The 20,570-nt window shown below is 47.9% G+C and carries 20 protein-coding genes and 1 riboswitch; of the genes, 8 read left to right on the top strand and 12 right to left on the bottom strand.

Going from position 1 to position 20,570, the window contains the following annotated elements:
- Positions 1-147 precede the first annotated feature (147 nt).
- The 6 genes from L985_RS01425 to pta form a co-directional block, all read right to left on the bottom strand.
- Positions 148-2,127, bottom strand: coding sequence for a methyl-accepting chemotaxis protein (locus L985_RS01425; RefSeq protein ID WP_047391960.1), 1,980 nt, complete (start codon positions 2,125-2,127; stop codon positions 148-150).
- A gap of 154 nt (positions 2,128-2,281) precedes the next feature.
- Positions 2,282-2,581, bottom strand: coding sequence for a rhodanese-like domain-containing protein (locus tag L985_RS01420; protein ID WP_029343185.1), 300 nt, complete (start codon positions 2,579-2,581; stop codon positions 2,282-2,284).
- Positions 2,582-2,701: 120 nt separating this feature from the next.
- Positions 2,702-4,078, bottom strand: a complete 1,377-nt coding sequence (locus tag L985_RS01415; RefSeq protein ID WP_047391963.1) for an amino acid permease — start codon at positions 4,076-4,078, stop codon at positions 2,702-2,704.
- 221 nt (positions 4,079-4,299) lie between these two features.
- On the bottom strand, positions 4,300-5,601 hold the full coding sequence (locus L985_RS01410; RefSeq protein WP_029343183.1) for a nucleobase:cation symporter-2 family protein: 1,302 nt from the start codon (positions 5,599-5,601) through the stop codon (positions 4,300-4,302).
- Positions 5,598-6,182, bottom strand: coding sequence for a xanthine phosphoribosyltransferase (locus L985_RS01405; RefSeq protein WP_029343182.1), 585 nt, complete (start codon positions 6,180-6,182; stop codon positions 5,598-5,600). The genes L985_RS01410 and L985_RS01405 overlap by 4 nt, the downstream gene beginning before the upstream one ends.
- Positions 6,183-6,257: 75 nt before the next feature.
- A riboswitch (purine riboswitch) is annotated at positions 6,258-6,357 on the bottom strand.
- A 70-nt stretch (positions 6,358-6,427) separates the two neighbouring features.
- On the bottom strand, positions 6,428-7,414 hold the full coding sequence (pta, locus tag L985_RS01400; RefSeq protein WP_029343181.1) for a phosphate acetyltransferase: 987 nt from the start codon (positions 7,412-7,414) through the stop codon (positions 6,428-6,430).
- Positions 7,415-7,759: 345 nt separating this feature from the next.
- Here pta and hemQ point away from each other — a divergent pair, with 345 nt between their 5' ends.
- Together hemQ and L985_RS16995 are read left to right on the top strand one after the other, a co-directional pair.
- On the top strand, positions 7,760-8,536 hold the full coding sequence (gene hemQ, locus L985_RS01395; RefSeq protein ID WP_029343180.1) for a hydrogen peroxide-dependent heme synthase: 777 nt from the start codon (positions 7,760-7,762) through the stop codon (positions 8,534-8,536).
- 92 nt (positions 8,537-8,628) lie between these two features.
- Positions 8,629-8,778 carry a hypothetical protein gene (locus tag L985_RS16995; protein ID WP_169738100.1) on the top strand — a complete coding sequence of 50 codons (150 nt, stop codon included), beginning with the start codon at positions 8,629-8,631 and terminating at the stop codon, positions 8,776-8,778.
- A gap of 100 nt (positions 8,779-8,878) precedes the next feature.
- On the opposite strand, the gene L985_RS01390 is transcribed toward L985_RS16995, so the two are convergent.
- Together L985_RS01390 and L985_RS01385 are read right to left on the bottom strand one after the other, a co-directional pair.
- Positions 8,879-9,247 (bottom strand): DUF423 domain-containing protein, encoded by a 369-nt coding sequence (locus L985_RS01390; protein ID WP_029343179.1) that lies wholly within the window; start codon positions 9,245-9,247, stop codon positions 8,879-8,881.
- 2 nt (positions 9,248-9,249) lie between these two features.
- Positions 9,250-9,855 (bottom strand): trimeric intracellular cation channel family protein, encoded by a 606-nt coding sequence (locus tag L985_RS01385; protein WP_023466752.1) that lies wholly within the window; start codon positions 9,853-9,855, stop codon positions 9,250-9,252.
- A 165-nt stretch (positions 9,856-10,020) separates the two neighbouring features.
- Between L985_RS01385 and L985_RS01380 the strand changes: the two genes are divergently transcribed.
- The 4 genes from L985_RS01380 (at position 10,021) to L985_RS01365 (ending at position 14,457) form a co-directional block, all read left to right on the top strand.
- Positions 10,021-11,649, top strand: coding sequence for an ABC1 kinase family protein (locus L985_RS01380; protein ID WP_023466751.1), 1,629 nt, complete (start codon positions 10,021-10,023; stop codon positions 11,647-11,649).
- 143 nt (positions 11,650-11,792) lie between these two features.
- Positions 11,793-12,644, top strand: coding sequence for a GRP family sugar transporter (locus L985_RS01375; RefSeq protein ID WP_029343177.1), 852 nt, complete (start codon positions 11,793-11,795; stop codon positions 12,642-12,644).
- A 17-nt stretch (positions 12,645-12,661) separates the two neighbouring features.
- Positions 12,662-13,447, top strand: a complete 786-nt coding sequence (locus L985_RS01370; protein ID WP_029343176.1) for a glucose 1-dehydrogenase — start codon at positions 12,662-12,664, stop codon at positions 13,445-13,447.
- A 32-nt stretch (positions 13,448-13,479) separates the two neighbouring features.
- On the top strand, positions 13,480-14,457 hold the full coding sequence (locus tag L985_RS01365; protein WP_029343175.1) for a cation diffusion facilitator family transporter: 978 nt from the start codon (positions 13,480-13,482) through the stop codon (positions 14,455-14,457).
- Between the two features lie 39 nt (positions 14,458-14,496).
- Here the strand turns inward: L985_RS01365 and L985_RS01360 are convergent, their stop codons facing one another.
- From L985_RS01360 to L985_RS01350, 3 genes are all read right to left on the bottom strand, one after another.
- Positions 14,497-15,192: a thermonuclease family protein gene (locus L985_RS01360; RefSeq protein WP_071908736.1), complete on the bottom strand. Its 696-nt coding sequence runs from the start codon at positions 15,190-15,192 to the stop codon at positions 14,497-14,499.
- A gap of 90 nt (positions 15,193-15,282) precedes the next feature.
- A complete protein-coding gene (locus L985_RS01355) occupies positions 15,283-15,933 on the bottom strand; it encodes an SDR family NAD(P)-dependent oxidoreductase (protein WP_029343173.1) in 651 nt (216 codons plus the stop codon).
- Between the two features lie 60 nt (positions 15,934-15,993).
- The gene (locus L985_RS01350) at positions 15,994-16,260 is read right to left on the bottom strand and encodes a DUF5327 family protein (protein ID WP_029343172.1); all 267 of its coding nucleotides are present in this window, start codon (positions 16,258-16,260) and stop codon (positions 15,994-15,996) included.
- 57 nt (positions 16,261-16,317) lie between these two features.
- Here L985_RS01350 and L985_RS01345 point away from each other — a divergent pair, with 57 nt between their 5' ends.
- Both L985_RS01345 and L985_RS01340 read left to right on the top strand, forming a co-directional pair.
- Positions 16,318-17,286, top strand: coding sequence for a Gfo/Idh/MocA family oxidoreductase (locus tag L985_RS01345; RefSeq protein WP_047391969.1), 969 nt, complete (start codon positions 16,318-16,320; stop codon positions 17,284-17,286).
- Positions 17,287-17,318: 32 nt separating this feature from the next.
- Complete coding sequence (locus L985_RS01340; protein WP_047391972.1) at positions 17,319-18,980, top strand: glycerol-3-phosphate dehydrogenase/oxidase; 1,662 nt, start codon at positions 17,319-17,321, stop codon at positions 18,978-18,980.
- A gap of 46 nt (positions 18,981-19,026) precedes the next feature.
- Here the strand turns inward: L985_RS01340 and L985_RS01335 are convergent, their stop codons facing one another.
- Entirely contained in the window at positions 19,027-20,463 is a 1,437-nt protein-coding gene (locus tag L985_RS01335) for a branched-chain amino acid transporter BcaP (RefSeq protein ID WP_047391976.1), read from the bottom strand.
- Positions 20,464-20,570: the final 107 nt, after the last annotated feature.

The raw sequence follows: 20,570 nt of genomic DNA, 5'->3' as shown, positions 1-20,570 counted from the left end.
GTTTAGATATTTATTAAATTCCCGATTTAGTACCATCTCAAGCCCGGATTCACAAGGATTCCAAGCTATTTGTTCAGTTCGTCACAAAATGGTGGCAGACAAAAAAAGCAAGGAAGAATAGCTTCCTTGCTTTGTATAATCGATGGCTTAAACACGGAAACGGGCAACGAGCACCTGTAATTCTTCCGCCATATCGGATAATGCTTTGGCTGATTGCGAAATCTCTTCCATCGCACTCAACTGTTCTTCTGTCGTCGCCGCCACTTGTTTCGACGCCGATGAATTCTCTTGCGCGATATGTGCGATTTCGGTTGCAGAGGCAGAAACCTCTTGAACGTTCGCTGCGATTTCCTCGACAGTTGCCGTCACATCTTCAATCCGCGGTGTCATCTCTTGCGTCCGTTCGAGAATCTTCTGGAATCGTTCTGCTGATGCTTCTGTCGTCGATAAACCGGCTTTCGTCTGTCCCGATACCTCTCTCATCATCTTGACTGACTGATCCGTCTCCTGTTTGATGTTTTGAATCAGTTGGGCAATCTGCTTCGTTGAATCCTGTGATTGCTCTGCCAGTTTTCGTACTTCGCTTGCAACGACGGCAAAGCCTTTTCCGTTTTCGCCTGCGCGTGCCGCTTCAATTGCCGCATTCAGTGCTAATAAATTCGTTTGTTCGGCAATGCTATTGATGACATCGACGATTTTTCCGATCTCATTCGAACGATGTGCGAGTGAACTGATGACGCCACCGAAGTTTTGAACAGAGGCATCGATTTCTTTCATCTGCTGGACATTCTGCAGGACAGCAACTGTTCCGTTCTCGGCTTCTGTTGCCGTTGAACGTGATAGCTCTGACACATCGGTCGAGCTCTCAGCGATCCGCATGATGCCGGCTGTAATCGACTGTAACGAAACAGCGTTCGCATCAAGTTGACGCTTCGATTGATCCGCCCCTGCTGCGACCTGTTGAATCGATCCCGCAATTTGTTCCGATGCGGACGTCGTCTGGGCAGAGTTCGCCATTAATTCCTGCGACGAACCGGCCACTTGTGTGATCGACTGATCAAGATTGATGATGATCGAGCGGAGTGAGTCGACCATGACGTTAAAGCTTTGCGCGACTTGCCCAACCTCATCGTTTGACTCAACGATGACGGGTTCTGTCAAATCACCAGATTGAATCCGTTCTGCCCCACGTGTCAAATGACCGAGTGGGCGGAGGATCGAGCGAAGAATGAAGTAAATGAAGACGGCTGCGACGAGTAACATTCCGCCGATGACGGCGAGCGTTGTCCAAAGAATACTCGACGTCGCATCGGTGATTTCATGATCGTACAGGGTTCCGGCAACCTTCCACTTCGTTAAATCATTCGTCATGAAGTCCATCTGTTTGCCTTCGTTTTCGAATTCATACGAAAATTCTCCAGCTGGATCCGCATAGAGGGGCGCAACCCAGTTCCCTGTCGCCTTTTCACCTGGTTTTAACGTCGGGTGCGTGACGAACTTTTTATTCGAATCAAGAATCGTCACATAACCTTCTTTACCAATTTTAATCTTTTTCGCGATTTCCGCGATCCGGTCGACATCGACATCAATCGCCACGACACCTTTCCCGTTACCCGTCGTCTGTGACAATGTCACCATCATCTTGTTCGAAGCAGCATCAACGTACGGATCGGTGATGACGACTTTTCCACCTGCCGCTTCCGCTGACTGATACCACGGGCGTTCACGTGGGTCATAATTCTCGGGCATGACCTGTTCCGGGAAAATGTTCATATCCCCTTCCGTCGTCGCGAAGTAGATGTTCGCTGCTTGCGGATGCATATCGAGATATTCCGTCATTTTTTCTTTTAACGCTGCATTCGGTTTTCCTTTTTGATAAAGCGTGCCGTCAATCCGGTCCGCAAAAAAGGCGACATCGCGCCGCATCGGATCGATGATATTCTGGATCTCATCATTCATTCGATCAACTCCACCATGTGCCGACTGCAGGATTTGCTCCGTCATCGTTTGTTTTGCCTGATTGTAGGCGACAAATCCGATTACGAGCGCTGGAATTACTAATAATAGAATCGATGTCAGTATTAACTTTTGTTTGATGCTCATCGTTCGTTTGATCTTTTGTTCCATGTGTCACTCCATTCTCGAGTGCAAGGACTCGCTATTCTACCTTCTCTATCGGAAGAATAACGAAAAATGTTCATAGAAAAATCGATAAACGTGTACTCGTTCACATGAAAAAAGACGACTCATTTCGAGTCGTCTCCCTTGATAACGCTTACCCTTATGCTTCTTGATCGCCTTTCCAGTTCATCATGCCGCCTTCGACATTAACGATATCATATCCGTACTGCTCGAGGAAACGACCGACGTTTTCGCTCCGTCCGCCTGCTTTGCAGATCAAGTAGTAGGTTTCACCTTCTTGCAACTCCGTATAGCGTTCGCCGATCTCAGACATCGGAAGGAAGCGGACGTTCGGAATGTGTCCTGCATCGTATTCATCCTGCTCACGGACGTCGACGACGTGCAACGCTTCGCCTGCCTCTAATCGCTCTTGTAACTCGTCTACATGAATCGTTTTCATCTCGTATGACCTCCTGTATGGTTCTGTCGTAAGTGTAGCAAATCTATCGTTAAAACAAAACGAAACCGTTTGATACGAAGTGATGAAAAAGCGGACCCGTTTCCGGATCCGCCCGTTTCCTTATTCTCCTGATGCTTTCCGAATCGACTGACGTGTCTCCTTATGCATTCCCCGTGCATAATAGACAGCGATCAGAATCGCGTACCACAGTGGTCCAACGACCAAAGCGATGCGCGTACTTGCATCAAATGCCATCAAAACGATGACACCAGCTAGTGCTGCAAGTGCGAAGTAGTTCGCGACCGGGAAGAACGGAACAGCAAATTCTGCTGAACCATGTACCTTCCGTGCCCGCATCTGAGCGATCAGAATCATCGCCCACGTCCAGACGGCTCCAAACGTCGCGATACTCGTCACGATCGCAAAGACGTCTTCCGGTAAGAAGTAGTTCAAAGCGACACCAACTAGCAATGCGACACCTGAAAGAATCGTCGCCAGTGCTGGAACACCGTTTTTCGAGATTTTCGAGAAGCGACGTGGTGCTTCACTGTTCTCGGATAAGTTCATCATCATCCGGGCTGTCGAGAAGATACCCGAGTTACATGACGAGAGTGCTGCCGTTAAGACAACAAAGTTGATGATGCCGGCTGCTGCCGGAATACCAAGTGAATCAAATAGTAATACGAACGGACTACTGTTATTTGCACCAACTTGATCCCACGGATAAATCGATAAAATGACGAAGAGCGCCCCGATGTAGAATACTAAAATCCGAAGGAAGACGTTGTTAACGGCTTTTCGAATCGTTTTCTTCGGGTTCTTCGCTTCCCCTGCTGTGACCCCAATCACTTCAATTCCTAAGAACGCAAACATGACCATCTGCATGGCAAGAAGTACACCAGTGAACCCGTTCGGTAGGAATCCACCATGTGACCACAGGTTCGAAATCCCAACTGGTGTGCCGCCGTTCCCAAGACCAATGACGATCGTCAAAGTTCCTAAGATGATCATGGCGACGATCGCGACGATTTTAATCAACGCAAACCAAAATTCGAATTCACCATAAAATTTAACAGCAATGAAGTTGATGCTCGTCATCAAGACAAGTGCTGCTAGTGCCCATACCCAGCCCTGGGAATCCGGGAACCATACTTTCATGTAAATACCGACTGCTGTGATTTCCGCCATACACGTAAAAATCCAGAGTAACCAATAATTCCAACCTGTTAAAAAACCAGCTAATGGACTGACATACTTCCGGGCATACTCCGCAAAACTACCAGCTACCGGCTCCCGCACCGCAAGCTCCCCAAGTGCTCGCATGATGATGAAGATGATAATACCACCGATCAGATAACCAAGTAAGATCCCTGGACCTGCCAGTTGGATCGCTTTCGCTGACCCGAGGAAGAGTCCGACACCGATTGCCGCCCCCAGCGACATTAGTGTAATATGACGTTCTTCCAGTCCCCGATTCAACTCTGTCTGTTGTTTCATTTTTACGACGTCCTTCCCGTCTCTGTTTGTTTCTTAGCAGTTCCCCGTACCGCTACGTTGTCAGTATAAAGAAGATGTGTCGATTTTGTAAACGTTTTCATCCAATATTTCTCACCAAATCCACATACTCGGAATATTCTGATTACAATAGCAATATAAAAAAAGGAACCATCTGCTACTAAATAGTATACAGGATGGCTCCTTTCGGAAAGTTACAATTGTTAATCAACTTTAGCAAGTGGTACATCTGCTGTCTCGGACTTCCCGGTCAATCGGAAGATGCCATTCAGTAATAATGCCGTCAGCGATCCCGCGACGATTGGGCTATCCGTCAAGACACGGATTTGTGACGGGAGACCGGCTACGATCTCAGGATTCATACTGATTCCTAAACCAATTCCGAGCGCGAGTGCCACCGTGATGACGTGTTCGTTCTTCGAAAAATCGACCCGCGACAGAATACGAATCCCGCTCGCTGCGACCGTTCCGAACATGATCAACATTGCCCCACCTAGGACAGGTTTTGGAATCAATGTCGTAAACGTCGCCACTTTGGGTAAGAAGCCGAGCAAGATCAAAAATCCGCCCGCAAATAAAATGACTTTACGTGTCTTCACGCCAGTCAATTGAACTAGACCGACGTTCTGGCTGTAGGTCGTATACGGAAAACTATTGAAGATGCCGCCAACGATCGTTGCAACCCCTTCTGCCCGGTAGCCACGCGCTAGATCCTTATCCGTCAAGCGACGATCCGTGATCTCACCAAGTGTCAAGAATACACCTGTCGATTCGACCATCGAGACGAGACCCACGAGCGTCATCGTCAAGATAGCGGTCGCATTGAATGTCGGTACACCGAAGTAAAACGGTGTCACCATTTGGAACCATGACGCTTCCGCCACCGGACTGAAGTCGATCATCCCCATTCCGAACGCAACGAGTGTACTGATCATCACAGCAATCAAGACGGCTGCTGCTTTTGAGAAAACAGTTCCATAGCGATTCAAGATTAAAATCAAGACGATCGTCAGTCCAGCGAGTCCGAGATAACGTGCGTCACCAAAGTCCTTCGCGCCCTGTCCGCCTCCGATGTCATTGATCGCAGCCGGAATCAAGGAAATGCCGATGATCGTCACGACAGAACCAAGGACGACTGGCGGAAACAGGACTGCAATCTTACTGAACCAGCCTGAGATGACGAGAATGATCAGCCCACTCGCAATCAAAGCACCGTAAATCGCCGTGATCCCTTGAAGGCTACCGATCGCAATCATCGGACCGACTGCCGTGAAAGTACAACCGAGCACAACAGGAAGACCGACGCCTGTGTATTTCGTGACGAGTACTTGTAATAAGGTCGCTACGCCACACATGAAAAGATCAATCGCCACTAAATAAGCGAGTTCTTCTCCCGACAATCCGATCGCACTCCCGACGATCAGCGGAACAACAGCTGCTCCGGTGTACATCGCAAGCACATGCTGAAGTCCGAGACTAGCGGCTTTGAAGTTTGATAGTCTCATATGGTCACCGAATTGACGAACGTCGCCTTTCCGTCCTTCAACGACTCCACGCGAGCGAGTGACTCGACGCGGAATCCAGCGTCGATCAGTTTTTGACGTCCCGGTTGGAACGACTTTTCAATGACGATTCCAAAACCGGCAACTTCTGCTCCTGCCTGTTCAACGAGGCGAGCAAGACCAAATGCCGCTTCCCCGTTTGCGAGGAAATCGTCAATGATCAAGACACGCTCACCTGGTTGCAGGTATTTTTCTGCAACCGTAATCGTACTCGTCTGTTGTTTCGTAAACGAGAAGACTTCAGCTGAAATCGTCCCTTCATTCAAGGTGACGGATTTCGTCTTACGGGCATAGACCATTGGTACACCTAAACGGAGCGCCGTCATCATTGCCGGGGCAATACCACCTGCTTCGATTGTCAAAATCCGCGTGATACCGGCATCTTGGAAGCGGTCCATGAACTCATAGGCGATTTCCCACATCAAGGTCGGGTCGACCTGGTGGTTTAAAAAGGCATCCACTTTCAATACTTGATCCGATAAGACGATTCCCTCTTGATTAATCATGTCGTGTAGACGTTTCATACATGCATTCTCCTCTTTAAAAACGAAAAAACGTACAGCCGCTACCCGGGGGCAGCCACTGTACGTCAAAAAAGAGAGCAGTAACTCACCACCCGTAGTCGGACCGTTACGGCGATCCGGTAGAGACTCGTGGGCCAATTCCCACTATTATACGAGCGTTGCTATACGTTTACGTTTCGTGATTTTCGTGATGTGTACCATTGTACGGGGTTTAGCGAAAAAGTAAAGACTTTTTCACACCATGCTTAGGCTTGGCGTTCTTCGACCGCTTGTGCTGCCGTGATGATCGCGAGTTTGTAGACATCCTCTTCGTTACAACCGCGTGAAAGATCGTTGACCGGTTTGTTCAAACCTTGAAGGATCGGACCAATTGCTTCGAATCCACCAAGACGTTGTGCGATTTTGTAGCCAATGTTTCCAGCTTCAAGACTTGGGAAGATGAAGACGTTCGCTTGACCTGCGACATCTGATTCTGGTGCTTTTGATTTCGCGACGCTTGGAACGAATGCAGCATCGAATTGAAGTTCGCCATCGATTGCAAGCTCCGGTGCACGTTCTTTAGCAATACGAGTTGCTTCAACGACACGCTCTGTCTCTGGTGATTTTGCTGAACCTTTTGTCGAGAAGCTAAGCAATGCCACTTTCGGATCGATACCGAATGTTTTCGCTGTTTTCGCAGATGCGATTGCGTTCTCTGCTAGATCGTTTGCATCCGGTGCGATGTTGATCGCGCAGTCTGCAAAGACGTATTGCTCTTCGTCACGTACCATGATGAAGACGCCTGATGTTTTTTTATAGCCTTCTTGCATTTTGATGATTTGAAGTGCTGGACGAACTGTATCGCCTGTTGCGTGCATTGCTCCCGATACAAGACCTTCTGCTTGTCCTGTGTGAACGAGCATCGTACCGAACGTGTTCACGTCTTTTAAGATGACAGCACGTGCTTGCTCTTCAGTTGCTTTCCCTTTACGGCGCTCAACGAACGATGCGACGAGCTCATCAATTCCAGCGTAAGAAGCAGGATCAATCGTATCAAGTCCAGTGACATCGATTCCGTTTGCTGTTGCTGTTTCTTCGATTTGTACACGTGGTCCGATGACGACCGGTGTGACGAGACCGTCTTTCTTCAAACGGACAGCTGCGCCAAGAACACGCGCGTCAATTCCTTCTGGGAAGACGATTTTCGGTTGGTGCGCTTTAATCTTTTGTTCTAACATATCGAATAATTGCATGAGTTTCTCTCCTTTTTAGGTAAACACGACGTCGTCGATTTGATCGATTTTCTTTTCCATCGTTTATTATACACAGTTCTCAATCGTTATTAAAACAATTTGCAAAAAAGTTATCTAACAAAAGCACTGAAGCCATATTAATCGACTATTACAGTCATTTTCAAGAATGATACAGAGACTATTTCCAAGCAAAATAATCTCCCCTTCCCCTTTTACCCACTCTCTGCTTTTTTCATGTGTTACGACTTCATGGACAAAGACCTTTTTGGGCGAAGCCCATCCATAGAATGTGATAAGATAGGATATGGAAAAAGACAACTTATTTCAGACTCAGGAGGTCATCCCATGCAACATCAAACATCTGAACCGACTGCTACGCAACAAGCCGCTGAAACACTCGACGGCTGGTATACATTACATGATTTCCGCCGGATCGATTGGTCACGCTTGAAACAAATCGACGCGACAGACCGCGCGCGCATGATTGAAGAGTTCCAAGCTTTCCTCTCAGAGCTTTCTGATGTCGAAGCGACAAAAGACGGAAGCCACGCACTCTATACAATCATCGGTCAAAAAGCTGATCTCGTCTTGATGGTTCTTCGTCCAACGATGGAACAAATCCAAGACGTCGAAGTCAAAATGCAGAAACTTGATCTCTATGATTACTTGATCCCGACGTACTCTTACGTCTCTGTCGTCGAACTCGGTACGTACCGTGGTTCAGGCGAAGGGAACCCATACGAAAATCCGTACGTGCGTGATCGTCTCTATCCGATTCTGCCGCAAGCGAAGCACATCTGCTTCTATCCGATGAGCAAGTCACGTCGCGATGGCGACAACTGGTACACGCTCTCGATGGAGAAACGTAAAGAGCTCATGTATCGTCACGGGATGATCGGTCGGAGTTACGCTGGAAAAATTCAGCAAATCATCGGTGGATCAACTGGATTCGACGATTGGGAATGGGGCGTCACGCTCTTCTCAGACGATATTCTTCAGTTTAAGAAAATCGTCTACGAAATGCGTTTTGATGAAGTCAGCGCGAAGTACGGTGAGTTTGGTGAGTTCTTCATCGGCAACCGTCTTGAAAGTGAACAATTAAATACTCATTTTGCACTTTAATGTGTTGAATGACGTTTGATTGAAATATCTCATGGGAATATACTCCTTGCGGCTATAAAACAGTAGGTTGAATGACGTAAGGAGGAATTACCATGGGGAATGCTATGAACCGATCGACACGATCGCGTGAATTGCAATTCGCTGTGCTTTCAAAAGAGCTGAAACCGGTTGCAGATCGCGTACTGGATCGCTATGAGCAAGCATTATCGAAGCTAAATAAAACACAAACGGCAAAACGGTGAGTCCGTTTTGATACCTTCGCCTACTCTGAACTGAGTAGGCGTTTTTCGTATGAAAAAAAACCGTTTTTCTTCAGATCAACTGAAGAAAAACGGTTTATCCTCATAACCCTTTGTATGCGCCGATTGCGACAAAAATCCATGCTGCGATGAATAAGACACCACCGATTGGTGTGATCGCTCCAAGTTTCGTCACATTCGTCAATGCCATGACGTACAGACTACCGGAGAAGAAAACGATACCGGCAAGCATCAGCCATGCTGCTAATGACCATTGTGGAATCGATACCTTTAACAAGAGTCCCCCGAGTGCTAGGATGCCGAGCGAGTGTACCATCTGGTAAAGTACGCCTGTCTGCCAGTTCGCGAGCATCCGTTCCGTTAGCATATCTTTCAAAGCGTGTGCACCGAATGCACCTAGTGCGACCGATAACATCATCGAGATCGCGCCAATCATAATGAAAACTTTCATGCTTATTCTCCCCCTAACCGTCGTGCTGGTAAATTCCATTCATAATAATACGATAGCATACGTAAAACCGTGATGAGTCCAAGCAATGTGAACAAATGTAGAGGATTCGTCAATTGGAAGCGATCAATCACGAGAGCTGCCATGACGGCCCACATCGCATAAATTTCTTTATGCAAGACGAGTGGTTTCCGACCTGCGAGTAAATCCCGAATCACTCCACCACCAACACCAGTCAGCACAGCTGCTGAAATCGTCGCAGACAACGGCAATCCTTTTGCTGTCGCCATCAAAGCACCTTGAATCGCAAACGCCGACAACCCAAGCGCATCCGCGAGGACGCCCCAACGTGTCCAGTGCGGCAAAAACAACTGGGGTAACATGAAGATCAACAACGCAACGAGAATTGCGACTAAGAAGAGACCACCTTGCGACCAAAGAGCGGATACCGGTACACCAATCAGTAAATTACGAATGGCACCGCCGCCGAATGCTGTGATCAAAGCAAGTAACCAAACACCGAATAAATCATATTTTTCTTCCATCGCAACAATCGCACCACTCATCGCAAAAGCGACCGTGCCGATGATATTCAATAAGTCCCAGGACATGCGCACATTTCACCTTTCTACAAAGAAATTCCAATACTTACTATACTCTCTTTTTAGTTTCCGTAAAGCATTAATTTTCTGTCACCGTTTCGACCGTTTGCGAGTGACGTTTTTAGGTAAAGTAACCTATACTGAAACAAACTGTACAGGAAGCTAGGTGACCGTATGAAACGTTGGGCGCTTTATCGCATCGTCGTCATCGTGACGATGTTCGCACGTTACATTTTTACGATCTATCGATTCACCCGGAAAAACCGGCCAGGTACGAACAACGAAGAGTTTGAGCGCATCATGATCCGGATTGCGCGTGACTATAAGAAAAAAGCATTACGGCTAGAAGGATTACTGATCAAGCTCGGCCAGTTCTTATCGATTCGAGCCGATCTGTTCCCACCATCCGTCTTGATGGAACTGACCGAACTGGTCGATAAAGTACCTTCAAGCAAACTCGGAGAGTCACGAAAGATCATCGAAGAAGATTGGGGCATGCCGATTGAAGAGATCATCTCGGACATCAGTCCCCGTCCTGTCGCTTCTGCCTCGATTGGTGAGGTGTACAGCGGAACCTTAAAATCAAACGGTAAAAAAGTCGCGATCAAAGTCCAGCGACCGAATATCGAACAAATCATCAAGACCGATTTCCGTGCCATGCGCATCGTCATCGCCATGTTACGTCGGACGTCATTAAACAAATCGACTGATCTACAAAGTCTGTACCGCCAAATGGTCTTCGTCATTGGTGATGAATTGAATTACCGAACTGAATTAAAAAACGGTCTCTACTTTAAAAAGATGTACGAGACGAATCCTGTCATCTATATTCCGAGTTATTATGAAGAACATTGTACGAATCGGGTGCTCGTCATGGAATGGATTGACGGGACACGTATCACCGACCTCGATTATTTAGCAGAACATCAGATTGACCGTGACGAACTAGCGCGTAATTTATTCTTAAACGCTGGTGAGCAATTACTGTTCGGTGGGAAATTTCACGCCGATCCACACCCAGGTAACGTCCTTGTCCAGTCTGATGGCAAAATTGTTTTGCTAGATTTCGGTATGATTGGAGCGACGACGCCTGATGACATGCGGGCGATTCAACGAATCCTCCAATCTTTCGTCACCTTGGATTACGATGCGATCGTCGATGGTTTAGAAGATTTACGATTCCTGTTGCCGAATGCGAATAAGCAAAACATCCGACAAGCGATTGAAAAAGCGGTCACGTTTTATCTCGAGAGTGATATGGAAAACGTCGATACGAAGCTGATTGAGAAGGTCTTATCCGATATCGAATTGCTCGTCCGAAACGAACCGATCCAGCTTCCTGCCGAGTTCGCGTTCTTCGGTCGTGCTGCCTCGACGATTCTTGGGATCCTTCAGATTCTTTCACCACAAATCAATCTACTCGAGTTAGCCAAGCCAATGGTTCGACGTTGGCTCGATGACGAAGGGAAAAACCAAAACCGTTACCTACAGATTGCCGGATCCTACGGTGCGCGATTGCTTGCCTTCCCGCGCCTTGTCAACGACGCTCTCAGCGAACCGACGCGTTGGCGGATCATGGAGCAACAAAAGTTCTCTCGCGTCGCGAACATCGAATCACTCAAAATCCGGCAGTGGACGAGTTCACTCGTCGGAATCATCAGCCTACCTTTTAGTTATCTCGGCTATTATTTTACGCAGTACGATGTCATGGGGATTTCCTTGACGATTGCGGTCATCGCTTTATGGAATGGTCGCCGAATCGGACGACAAATCGTTCGGATTGCTGACGAACCGTTCCGATAAACGAAATACCAGTAAACGTTCACTTCGGTGGGCGTTTTTTTTATTTCAGAATAACTCTTCTTCGCGCTTCGAGGTTTTTCCTCGCGTCTCGCGGGGTACAGCTTCAAGTAGAGAGATAATAGTAAGGAGAGGTGAAACACTTGATTGATATTTTAATTGCCATCGTTCCTGCATTGATGTGGGGATCGTTGCCGCTCGTCGTCTCGAAAATCGGAGGTTCAACGGCGCAACAAATTATCGGTACGACTCTGGGTGCGTTGCTTTTCGCGATCGTCACCTTCTTTTTTGTCAGCCCAGAGCTGTCGACGACTGCTTGGATCGCCGGATTCTTTTCTGGTGCTTTCTGGGCGCTCGGTCAAAAAAATCAGTTTGCTGCCTTTCGTCAGATGGGTGTCTCAAAGACGATGCCAATCTCAACAGGAATGCAACTCGTCGGAACATCATTGTTCGGTGTTCTCGCTTTCGGAGAGTGGTCAACGACAACTGCGTTGATTCTCGGAATCAGTGCCCTTGTATTGATCATTGCCGGAGCAGCTTTCACGTCTTACAAGGAAGATAAGAGTAAAGAAGATGAGAATATAGGAAAAGGTCTGACGCTCCTCCTCATCTCGACTGTCGGGTATGTCGGCTACGTCGTCATTGCCCGTTGGTTCGATATCAATGGCTGGGAAGCAGTCTTACCACAAGCTGTCGGGATGGTCGTGAGTGCGATTCTTCTTTCTTTACGAGAAGGAGATCTCTTCACGAAAAAAACAGCCGGCAATACGGTTGGTGGACTCATGTGGGCTGTCGGGAACGTCGCTTTACTGTTTGCGACGGCAAAAGTCGGGGTCGCGACGAGCTTCTCCCTCTCCCAAACAGGGGTCGTCATCTCAACGATTGGCGGTGTCCTCTTACTGAAAGAAACGAAGACAAAGAAAGAGATGACCTTTGTCATCATCGGTTGTATTTTAGTCGTTGCCGGCGGAATCATGATTGGATTTACGAAACAATAATGAAGGAGTGAAGCATCATGTATGAAAGTTTAAAAGGAAAAGTCGCCATCGTAACAGGTGGATCAATGGGAATCGGTGAAGCTGTCGTTCGCCGCTATGCAGAAGAAGGCATGCGTGTCGTCATCAACTACCGCAGTCACCCGGAAGAAGCGAAGAAAATCGCTGAATCGATTAAAGAACAGGGTGGCGAAGCCCTGATCGTCCAAGGAGATGTCTCGAAGGAAGACGATATGATCAACCTCGTCAAAGAGACTGTCGCACACTTTGGTCAGTTGGATGTTTTCGTCAATAACGCGGGAATCGAGATGCCGTCAGCATCTCATGAAATGTCACTCGAAGACTGGCAAAAAGTCATCGACGTCAACTTAACAGGGGCATTCCTCGGTGCGCGTGAAGCACTGAAGTACTTCGTCGAACACGATGTCAAAGGTAGCATCATCAACATGTCGAGTGTTCATGAAATCATTCCATGGCCAACGTTCGTCCACTACGCTGCGAGTAAAGGTGGCGTCAAATTGATGACACAAACTCTTGCGATGGAATATGCACCAAAAGGCATTCGGGTCAATGCGATTGGACCTGGTGCGATCAATACACCGATCAATGCTGAAAAATTCGAAGATCCAGAACAACGAAAAGAAGTCGAGAGCATGATCCCAATGGGCAACATCGGGAAACCAGAAGAGATTTCTGCCGTTGCCGCATGGCTTGCGTCAGACGAAGCAAGTTATGTCACAGGGATCACACTCTTTGCGGACGGTGGGATGACACTTTATCCGTCTTTCCAAGCAGGACGCGGTTAACCTATTTTGAATAGACAAGGAGAGAACCGTTCATGGCCACTTTTTTCTCATTGATCCGTCGCGGCAATAAGTCAGCCCTTGCTGCTGCTGTCGTCAATACAATCATTGCTATCATCAAGTTCGTCGCTTATATCTTGACTGGGAATGTGGCGATGTTTGCCGAAATGATGCATACAATCGGTGATGCGGCGAATCAGTTTTTCGTCTATATCGGTTCTGCTCTCAGTAAAAAAGCACCGACGAAACGGTTTCCGAACGGATTCGGTCGCCTTGTTAACCTCGTGTTACTGGCTGCAATCATCGTCGTCGCGTTGCTTGCGTATGAGACGATCCGGGAAGGCATCTTGCATATCACACATGGTCCTGGCGAAGAGACGACTGGGCTTTGGATCATTTTGACGGCACTTGGAATTGGTGTTGTACTCGAAGTCGGCGTCTTTTATAAAGCGATGATCGAGATTGCTCATGAAACCGGGCTTAAGTCTAGAGGGTTGACACTTGTTGGTCAAAGCTTCACCCATCTTGGGCAGGCAAAACCAGCTACACGTCTTGTCTTCATGGAAGATCTTGTTGCGACTCTCGGTGGTATCATCGCAATCATCGCTGTTCTGATTTCACACTACACATCGTTTTATCAAGCAGAGGGCATTGCATCGATTTTGATTGGTCTGATGATGTTTTACGTCGTTTATAATGTCTTTATTCAAAACGCTGCCGGTGCGCTCGGTGAAATTGATGAAGTACTGACTGCTAAAATTGGTGAAATTCTCTTACGTGATGAGGCCGTTCGGGATATCGAAAAACTTGAAGTCATCAAGGAAGGGGATCACTTCCATGTCGAGACAGAGATTGAAGTGGATCCTAACTTAACGATTGCCCAAGCGGACGACATCAAGGACCGGCTTGAACTGCAAATTCGAATTCTTAAAGGGGTCACCGATGTCACGATCTCCTTTGATGAAGATGATAAAGTACAACAGTATCAATCTCCCTCACCACCTGTAGAATAAACAAAAAGCCATCGGTAGATGGCTTTTTGTTTGCATTCATTAGCGTGTAGCGCGGACGAATCCGGCTTCTTCTGCTTCTTTTTCCGTACAGAATCGTTGCTCCGGCTTCACTTCATCGTAGGACTGCCCTCCCGGTACATGGTAGATTTTTTTACCTGACCGATTGATGTTGCCTTTGATTTCGCAGGATTTCGTTTCTGTAATCGCTTGAGCGTCAAAGCCACGATTTGTGACGTAGCCATCGTGCTCCCAAATCTTTTTCTTCGACTGCTTGGCTTCCTGTTCGATCTGTTCGAACATATCGACATAACGTGTATCCGGCTCATAGACGAACGCTACACGTGCGAGCCCTTTTCGAAGTAACTCCTGATTCAACATCTTATCACCGTACCAGACGTATGCGAGTAATCTTCCGTATCGATCGGTCCGGGAATGGTCACGCTCGACCCGAATAGCTGTTCCGCTCGGTAAGGTCTCTTTCGTAAACGCTGACGCTTCCGTTCCATATGGTTGAACCGGTGTATCCGGTTTGACGGTTTCTGGTGTATCGACAAGGAGTAGACGAACGTCCTCCGTTTTTCCATCCGCCAACTTTACTTTTAACGTATCCCCATCGATGACGCGCTCGACCGTCGCCTTCGTGACCTTTTCGTCATCCGGTTGTTTGATGCCAAGCACATCGGTTTCTTCTGGTGCACAACCGATGAGAACGAATAGAAAAAGTAGACTCATCATGGCGTATCGTCTCACTTTTGTTTCGCTCCTTTCCATGAAAATACGGATCCGGTCAAAGCCCGAACCCGCATATGCTATCTTGGTTATTCGTTAGTCTGCTGATAGAACCGTTTCGACTTCATTTCGGTTCGTATAAAGTTGATAGAACGCTTCCGCTACATTTTTTGGATCAAGTGCCGTGCCACGCTTCACTTCTCCGGCAATCGTGACAGTTCCGACGTAGACACCGTCTTCCTTCAATGTATCATGTAACATATGCGTCACTTGTCGAACGCCTGCCTTCCCGATTGAAAGCCCTGGCAACGATTTGATCGCTTGCATCGCAGCGCCGCCTCCAGTAATCAGGATCGCGCCGTCTTTCCGTTCTTGCATCGACGGAGCAACGAGTTGTGCGGCATGCAGTGCACCGAGCACATCGATTTCGAACTCTTTCGTAATCTGTTCTGCTGAGACTTCAAGGACAGACGCTTGATGTAAAATCGAAGCATTATAGACTAAGACATCAACTTGTCCGTACTGCTCCTCTGTCCATTCGATGAGTGATGCGATATCGGCTTTTCGAGAAGCATCACATTCCACTCCGACCGCTTCCACACCCGCTTCTTTTAGTTCCGTGATAACGGCTGCGAGTGTTTCTTGTGTCCGCGCCGCACAAACGACTTGAAAGCCTTCTTGTCCGAATCGTTTGCTGATCTCATATCCATTCCCTGGTCCTGCTCCAATGACGATTACTGTTTTCATGACGTATCTCCCCTTCTCATTTCAACTGTGATGGTTATTCCCTGAATCGCGTCATTTCATTCAAAAATCGAGCAAGGAAGTCCCTTTTTCTTCTTTATCCTGCGAAACACCCATGAAGCGCGCTAACATCGGATCGACTGTTGGTGTTGCCTGAGGTGTTGACGTAGGTAGCGATATCGTTGAACTTGATGTCGCCTCAGATTCAAGTAATAGTTCACAGTACGCCTTCATCGCTGCAATCTGCTCTTTCTGGGCGGCTCCTGTCGTTTGCTCAATGCGTTGCATCGCTTGACGCATCTTTTCAATGATGTGTTGTTCCGTAATCATCTTGTATTCCTCCTTGTGGTAGATTGAGGGTATGAACTTGAAAGGGATGTGTTTTCCATGATTCGTACCGCTTTAGTTGGTTTTGGTATTGCCGGTGAACATTTACATGCTCCTTATTTACACGCACCTGATTATCAGTTAGTCGCTGTTCAGTCGAGTCGTCCGGAAGCAGTCGCTGCTTATGACGTGACGCTACCTGTTTATTCGACACTTGAAGACTTGCTCGCTAAAGAACAGATTGATTTAGTCGTCATCGCGACAGCAAATGAACTACATTATCCACTTGCGCGCCTCGCTTTGCTATCAGGCTGTGATGTACTCGTCGAGAAACCGTTCACTGTCACGCTTGAAGAAGCCGAAACGTTGACAGAACTAGCACGTATACACGATCGGTTACTGACAGTTTATCATAATCGTCGGTATACGAAGGACTTTCGAACGCTGATGACCTTACTCGAATCCGGACGTCTCGGCACTCTTCAAACGTTCGAAGCGCATTATGATCGCTATCGTCCAGACGTTGAAGATCGTTGGCGCGAACAGGACGTGCCCGGTGCCGGTCTACTGTATGACCTGGGGTCACACTTGATTGATCAAGCACTCGTCGCCTTCGATGAAATTCCGGATCGCGTCTTTTGTGACCAAACGATTCAACGGCAAGGTGGGATCGTTGATGACTATACACATCTGATTTTAGCATTCGGTACGCGACGCGCTATTTTACACATCGGTTCCATCGTTCCGGCTGTTGGTCCTTCGCTAATGGTACACGGGACACAAGCAAGCTATTTTGTCGATGAAGTCGATACGAAACGAACGACTTATCAGTTGGCTGAAGCAAACGGACCCATTGAAGACTTTCCTTTTGTATCCGGGCAATTTAGCGATTATTATACAGATCTCGCGCCAGCTATTCGTAAGCGGACAACACCACCTGTCTCTCCGAAACAGGCTGAACTCGTCATGAAAATCATTGATCGTGCTCAAAAGAGTGCAAAATCGGGTACATGGATAGAAGTAGACTAACTATCCATTCAGACGAACAGGGGGAAGACAAGATGTTTTCAAGTACGGAACGGACAGCTTGGTTAGAAGAGATGGGACAAGAACTTTTAGACGTGCTCGTCATCGGGGGCGGTATCACGGGAGCCGGTATTTTGCTTGACGCACAAAGTCGAGGCATGCGGACAGGATTGATCGAGATGCAGGACTTCGCCGAAGGGACATCGAGCCGATCGACGAAACTCGTCCATGGTGGATTGCGTTATCTGAAGCAGTTCGAAATCAAACTTGTTGCCGAAGTCGGAAAAGAACGTGCCATCGTGTATGAGAACGCCCCACACGTGACGACGCCGGAGTGGATGATGCTTCCACTCGTCGAAGGCGGGACGTTTGGCAGCTTCTCGACCTCGATTGGCTTACGCGTCTATGACCAGCTCGCAGGCGTCAAACGCCATGAACGCCGGACGATGCTCAGTAAAGAAGAAACGTTACGTTACGAACCACTATTACGTTCGGAACACTTGGTCGGTGGCGGCCGTTATGTCGAATATAAAACGGATGATGCCCGATTGACAGTCGAAGTCTTAAAGGCAGCCGTTGGTTACGGTGGACGTGCCGTAAACTATACGAAGGCTGAATCGCTCGTCTACCACAATGGAAAAGTTGTCGGTGTCGAAGTCCGTGACGTCTTAAGTGAAAAAACGTATACGATTCGGGCGAAGAAAATCATCAATGCAACCGGTCCATGGGTCGACGAACTACGCGAAAAAGATGGTTCGAAAGCTGGGAAATCACTTCACCTGACGAAAGGGATTCATCTCGTCATCGATCAAGCGCATTTCCCACTCCAACAAGCCGTTTATTTCGACGTTCCAGATGGTCGGATGATTTTTGCGATTCCACGCGAAGGGAAAACCTACGTCGGAACGACCGACACGAATTATAAAGGAGATATTCTTGAGCCGGGTGTCACTGTCGAGGATCAGGACTATATCTTAGAGGCGACGAATCAAATGTTCAACGTCGAGTTACGACCTGAACACGTTGAATCGACATGGTCCGGACTTCGTCCACTCATTCATGAAGATGGAAAGGATCCGAGTGAACTGTCCCGAAAAGATGAAATCTTCGTCTCGAAATCCGGGCTGATGTCAATCGCTGGTGGTAAGTTGACCGGGTACCGGAAGATGGCAGAACGAATCATCAATATGGTCGCAGACCAATTCAAGACAGAAGAAAATCGGATTTACCTCGCTTCCCGTACGCACGATATCTTGCTTGGTGGTGGTCATCCACAAGGAAGTAAAGGATTTGCCCGCTACTTGAAAGAACAACAACCAAAAGGAGAAGCACTTGGATTGTCACCGAATGAGGCGACATGGCTCATCCAACGTTACGGTACGAACGTCGAACGTGTCTACGAGTTGATTCGGACACGTGGCGACGAGGCAGCTCGTTATCAATTACCGTTACACTGGTTCGGCGCCCTTCTATATGGATTAGAAGCTGAACTCGTCATGCAACCCGGCGACTTCTTGAACCGTCGTGCCTCGGCCGTCTTCTTTGATTTCCCTCACGCTGAACAGTACGCAGATGGTGTTCTCGCCTTAATGCGTAGCGAACTCGGCTGGTCGGCAGAAGATGAAGCCAAAGCCAATGAAAGTATTCGTCGTGAATTCGATGCGGTCCGCGTCAAAGGACCTGTTCCACTTTCATAACATCAAAAGACCCGATCGCCTTCAGGCGACCGGGTCTTCTTGTGTGTTACTGTTCTTCTTTCGAAGCAGCGAGTTCCGCTGCCGGCATATTTCCTGGGTGTAAATTCGAACTCTTACGTGCAAACGTAAAGTAAAGGACTAAACCGATGGCAAGCCAGATTCCGAATGCAATCCATGTCTCGAGTTTCAAGTTGAACATCAAGAAGAGACATGCAGCGATTGCTGCGATTGGCACATATGGCATACCTGGACATTTGAACGCACGCGGGAGATCCGGCTGTGTCTTACGAAGAATCAAGACAGCGACAGAGATCAAGACGAATGCTGCGAGCGTACCCATGTTGACGAGGTTTGCGATGACATCGAGCGGAACGAAACCAGCAACGAGTGAGCTTCCCAGTCCGATCATCCAAGTCGCCTTGAATGGTGTTTGGTACTTCGGATGCACTTCAGAGAACACTTTCGGGAACATTCCGTCACGCGAGATGGCGAATGCAAGACGCACCATTCCGTAAGTCATGACGAGAATGACCGTTGTGATCCCGAGGATCGCACCGAGATCGATGAATCCAGCTACCCAGCTTTGACCCGCCATTTGAATCGCAAGTGAGACTGGATGATCGACACCAGCGAACTGTTGGTACGGTACGATTCCTGTCATGATGGCTGCGACGATGACGTAAAGGACTGTACAAACAGCGAGTGAACCGATGATCCCGCGTGGCAAGTTCTTTTGCGGATCACGGACTTCTTCAGCTGCTGATGTGACGGCATCAAAACCAATGTACGCGAAGAAGACGATCGCGGCACCTGAGAAGACACCTCCCCAACCAAATGGTGTGAACGGTGTCCAGTTCGATGGCTCAACGTAGCCAACACCAACAACGATGAAGAGAATGACGACTGCAACCTTGATGACGACCATGATGTTGTTGACACGTTTCGTTTCCTTGATTCCCATCGACAACAATGCCGTAATGGCAAAGAGGATTAAGAACGCTGGAAGGTTGAAGTATGTCTTGGCTCCTTCGACTGCTCCAGGAGCTGCTGATAAGGCTGTTGGCACATGGATGTTGAATCCTGCGAGTAAGGACTGGAAGTACCCAGACCAACCTGCTGCAACGGCACTGGAGGCAAGTCCATATTCGAGGATCAAGTTCCAACCGATGATCCAAGCGAATATCTCTCCCATCGTTGCGTACGTGTACGTATAGACGGATCCACTGACCGGAATCGTTGATGCGAATTCAGCGTAAGCAAGAGCGGCTAGACCACAGGCGATGGCAGATAAGATGAATGATACGATAAGTCCTGGTCCTGCGGTCAATGCTCCTGTTCCCGTCAAAACGAAGATTCCGGTTCCGATGATGGCGCCAATTCCTAAAAACGTTAAATCCATCGCGCCAAGATTTCGAGCAAGTCCACTGTTTCGTTTACTTGCAGCAATCATAGCGGAAACATCTTTTTTCCGCGTCAAACTCATGATGTATTTCCCCCTGTACCTGTTATGATTCGTCCTACGGAGCGAGTCGTCCGCAAGAACTTAATCAAAAATTTACGAAGTTTTCTGATAAATTGATATAGGTCATT

Source organism: Exiguobacterium sp. ZWU0009, from assembly GCF_000798935.2.
Taxonomy (GTDB): domain Bacteria; phylum Bacillota; class Bacilli; order Exiguobacteriales; family Exiguobacteriaceae; genus Exiguobacterium_A; species Exiguobacterium_A acetylicum.
This window is presented reverse-complemented; position numbering and strand designations above follow the sequence as displayed.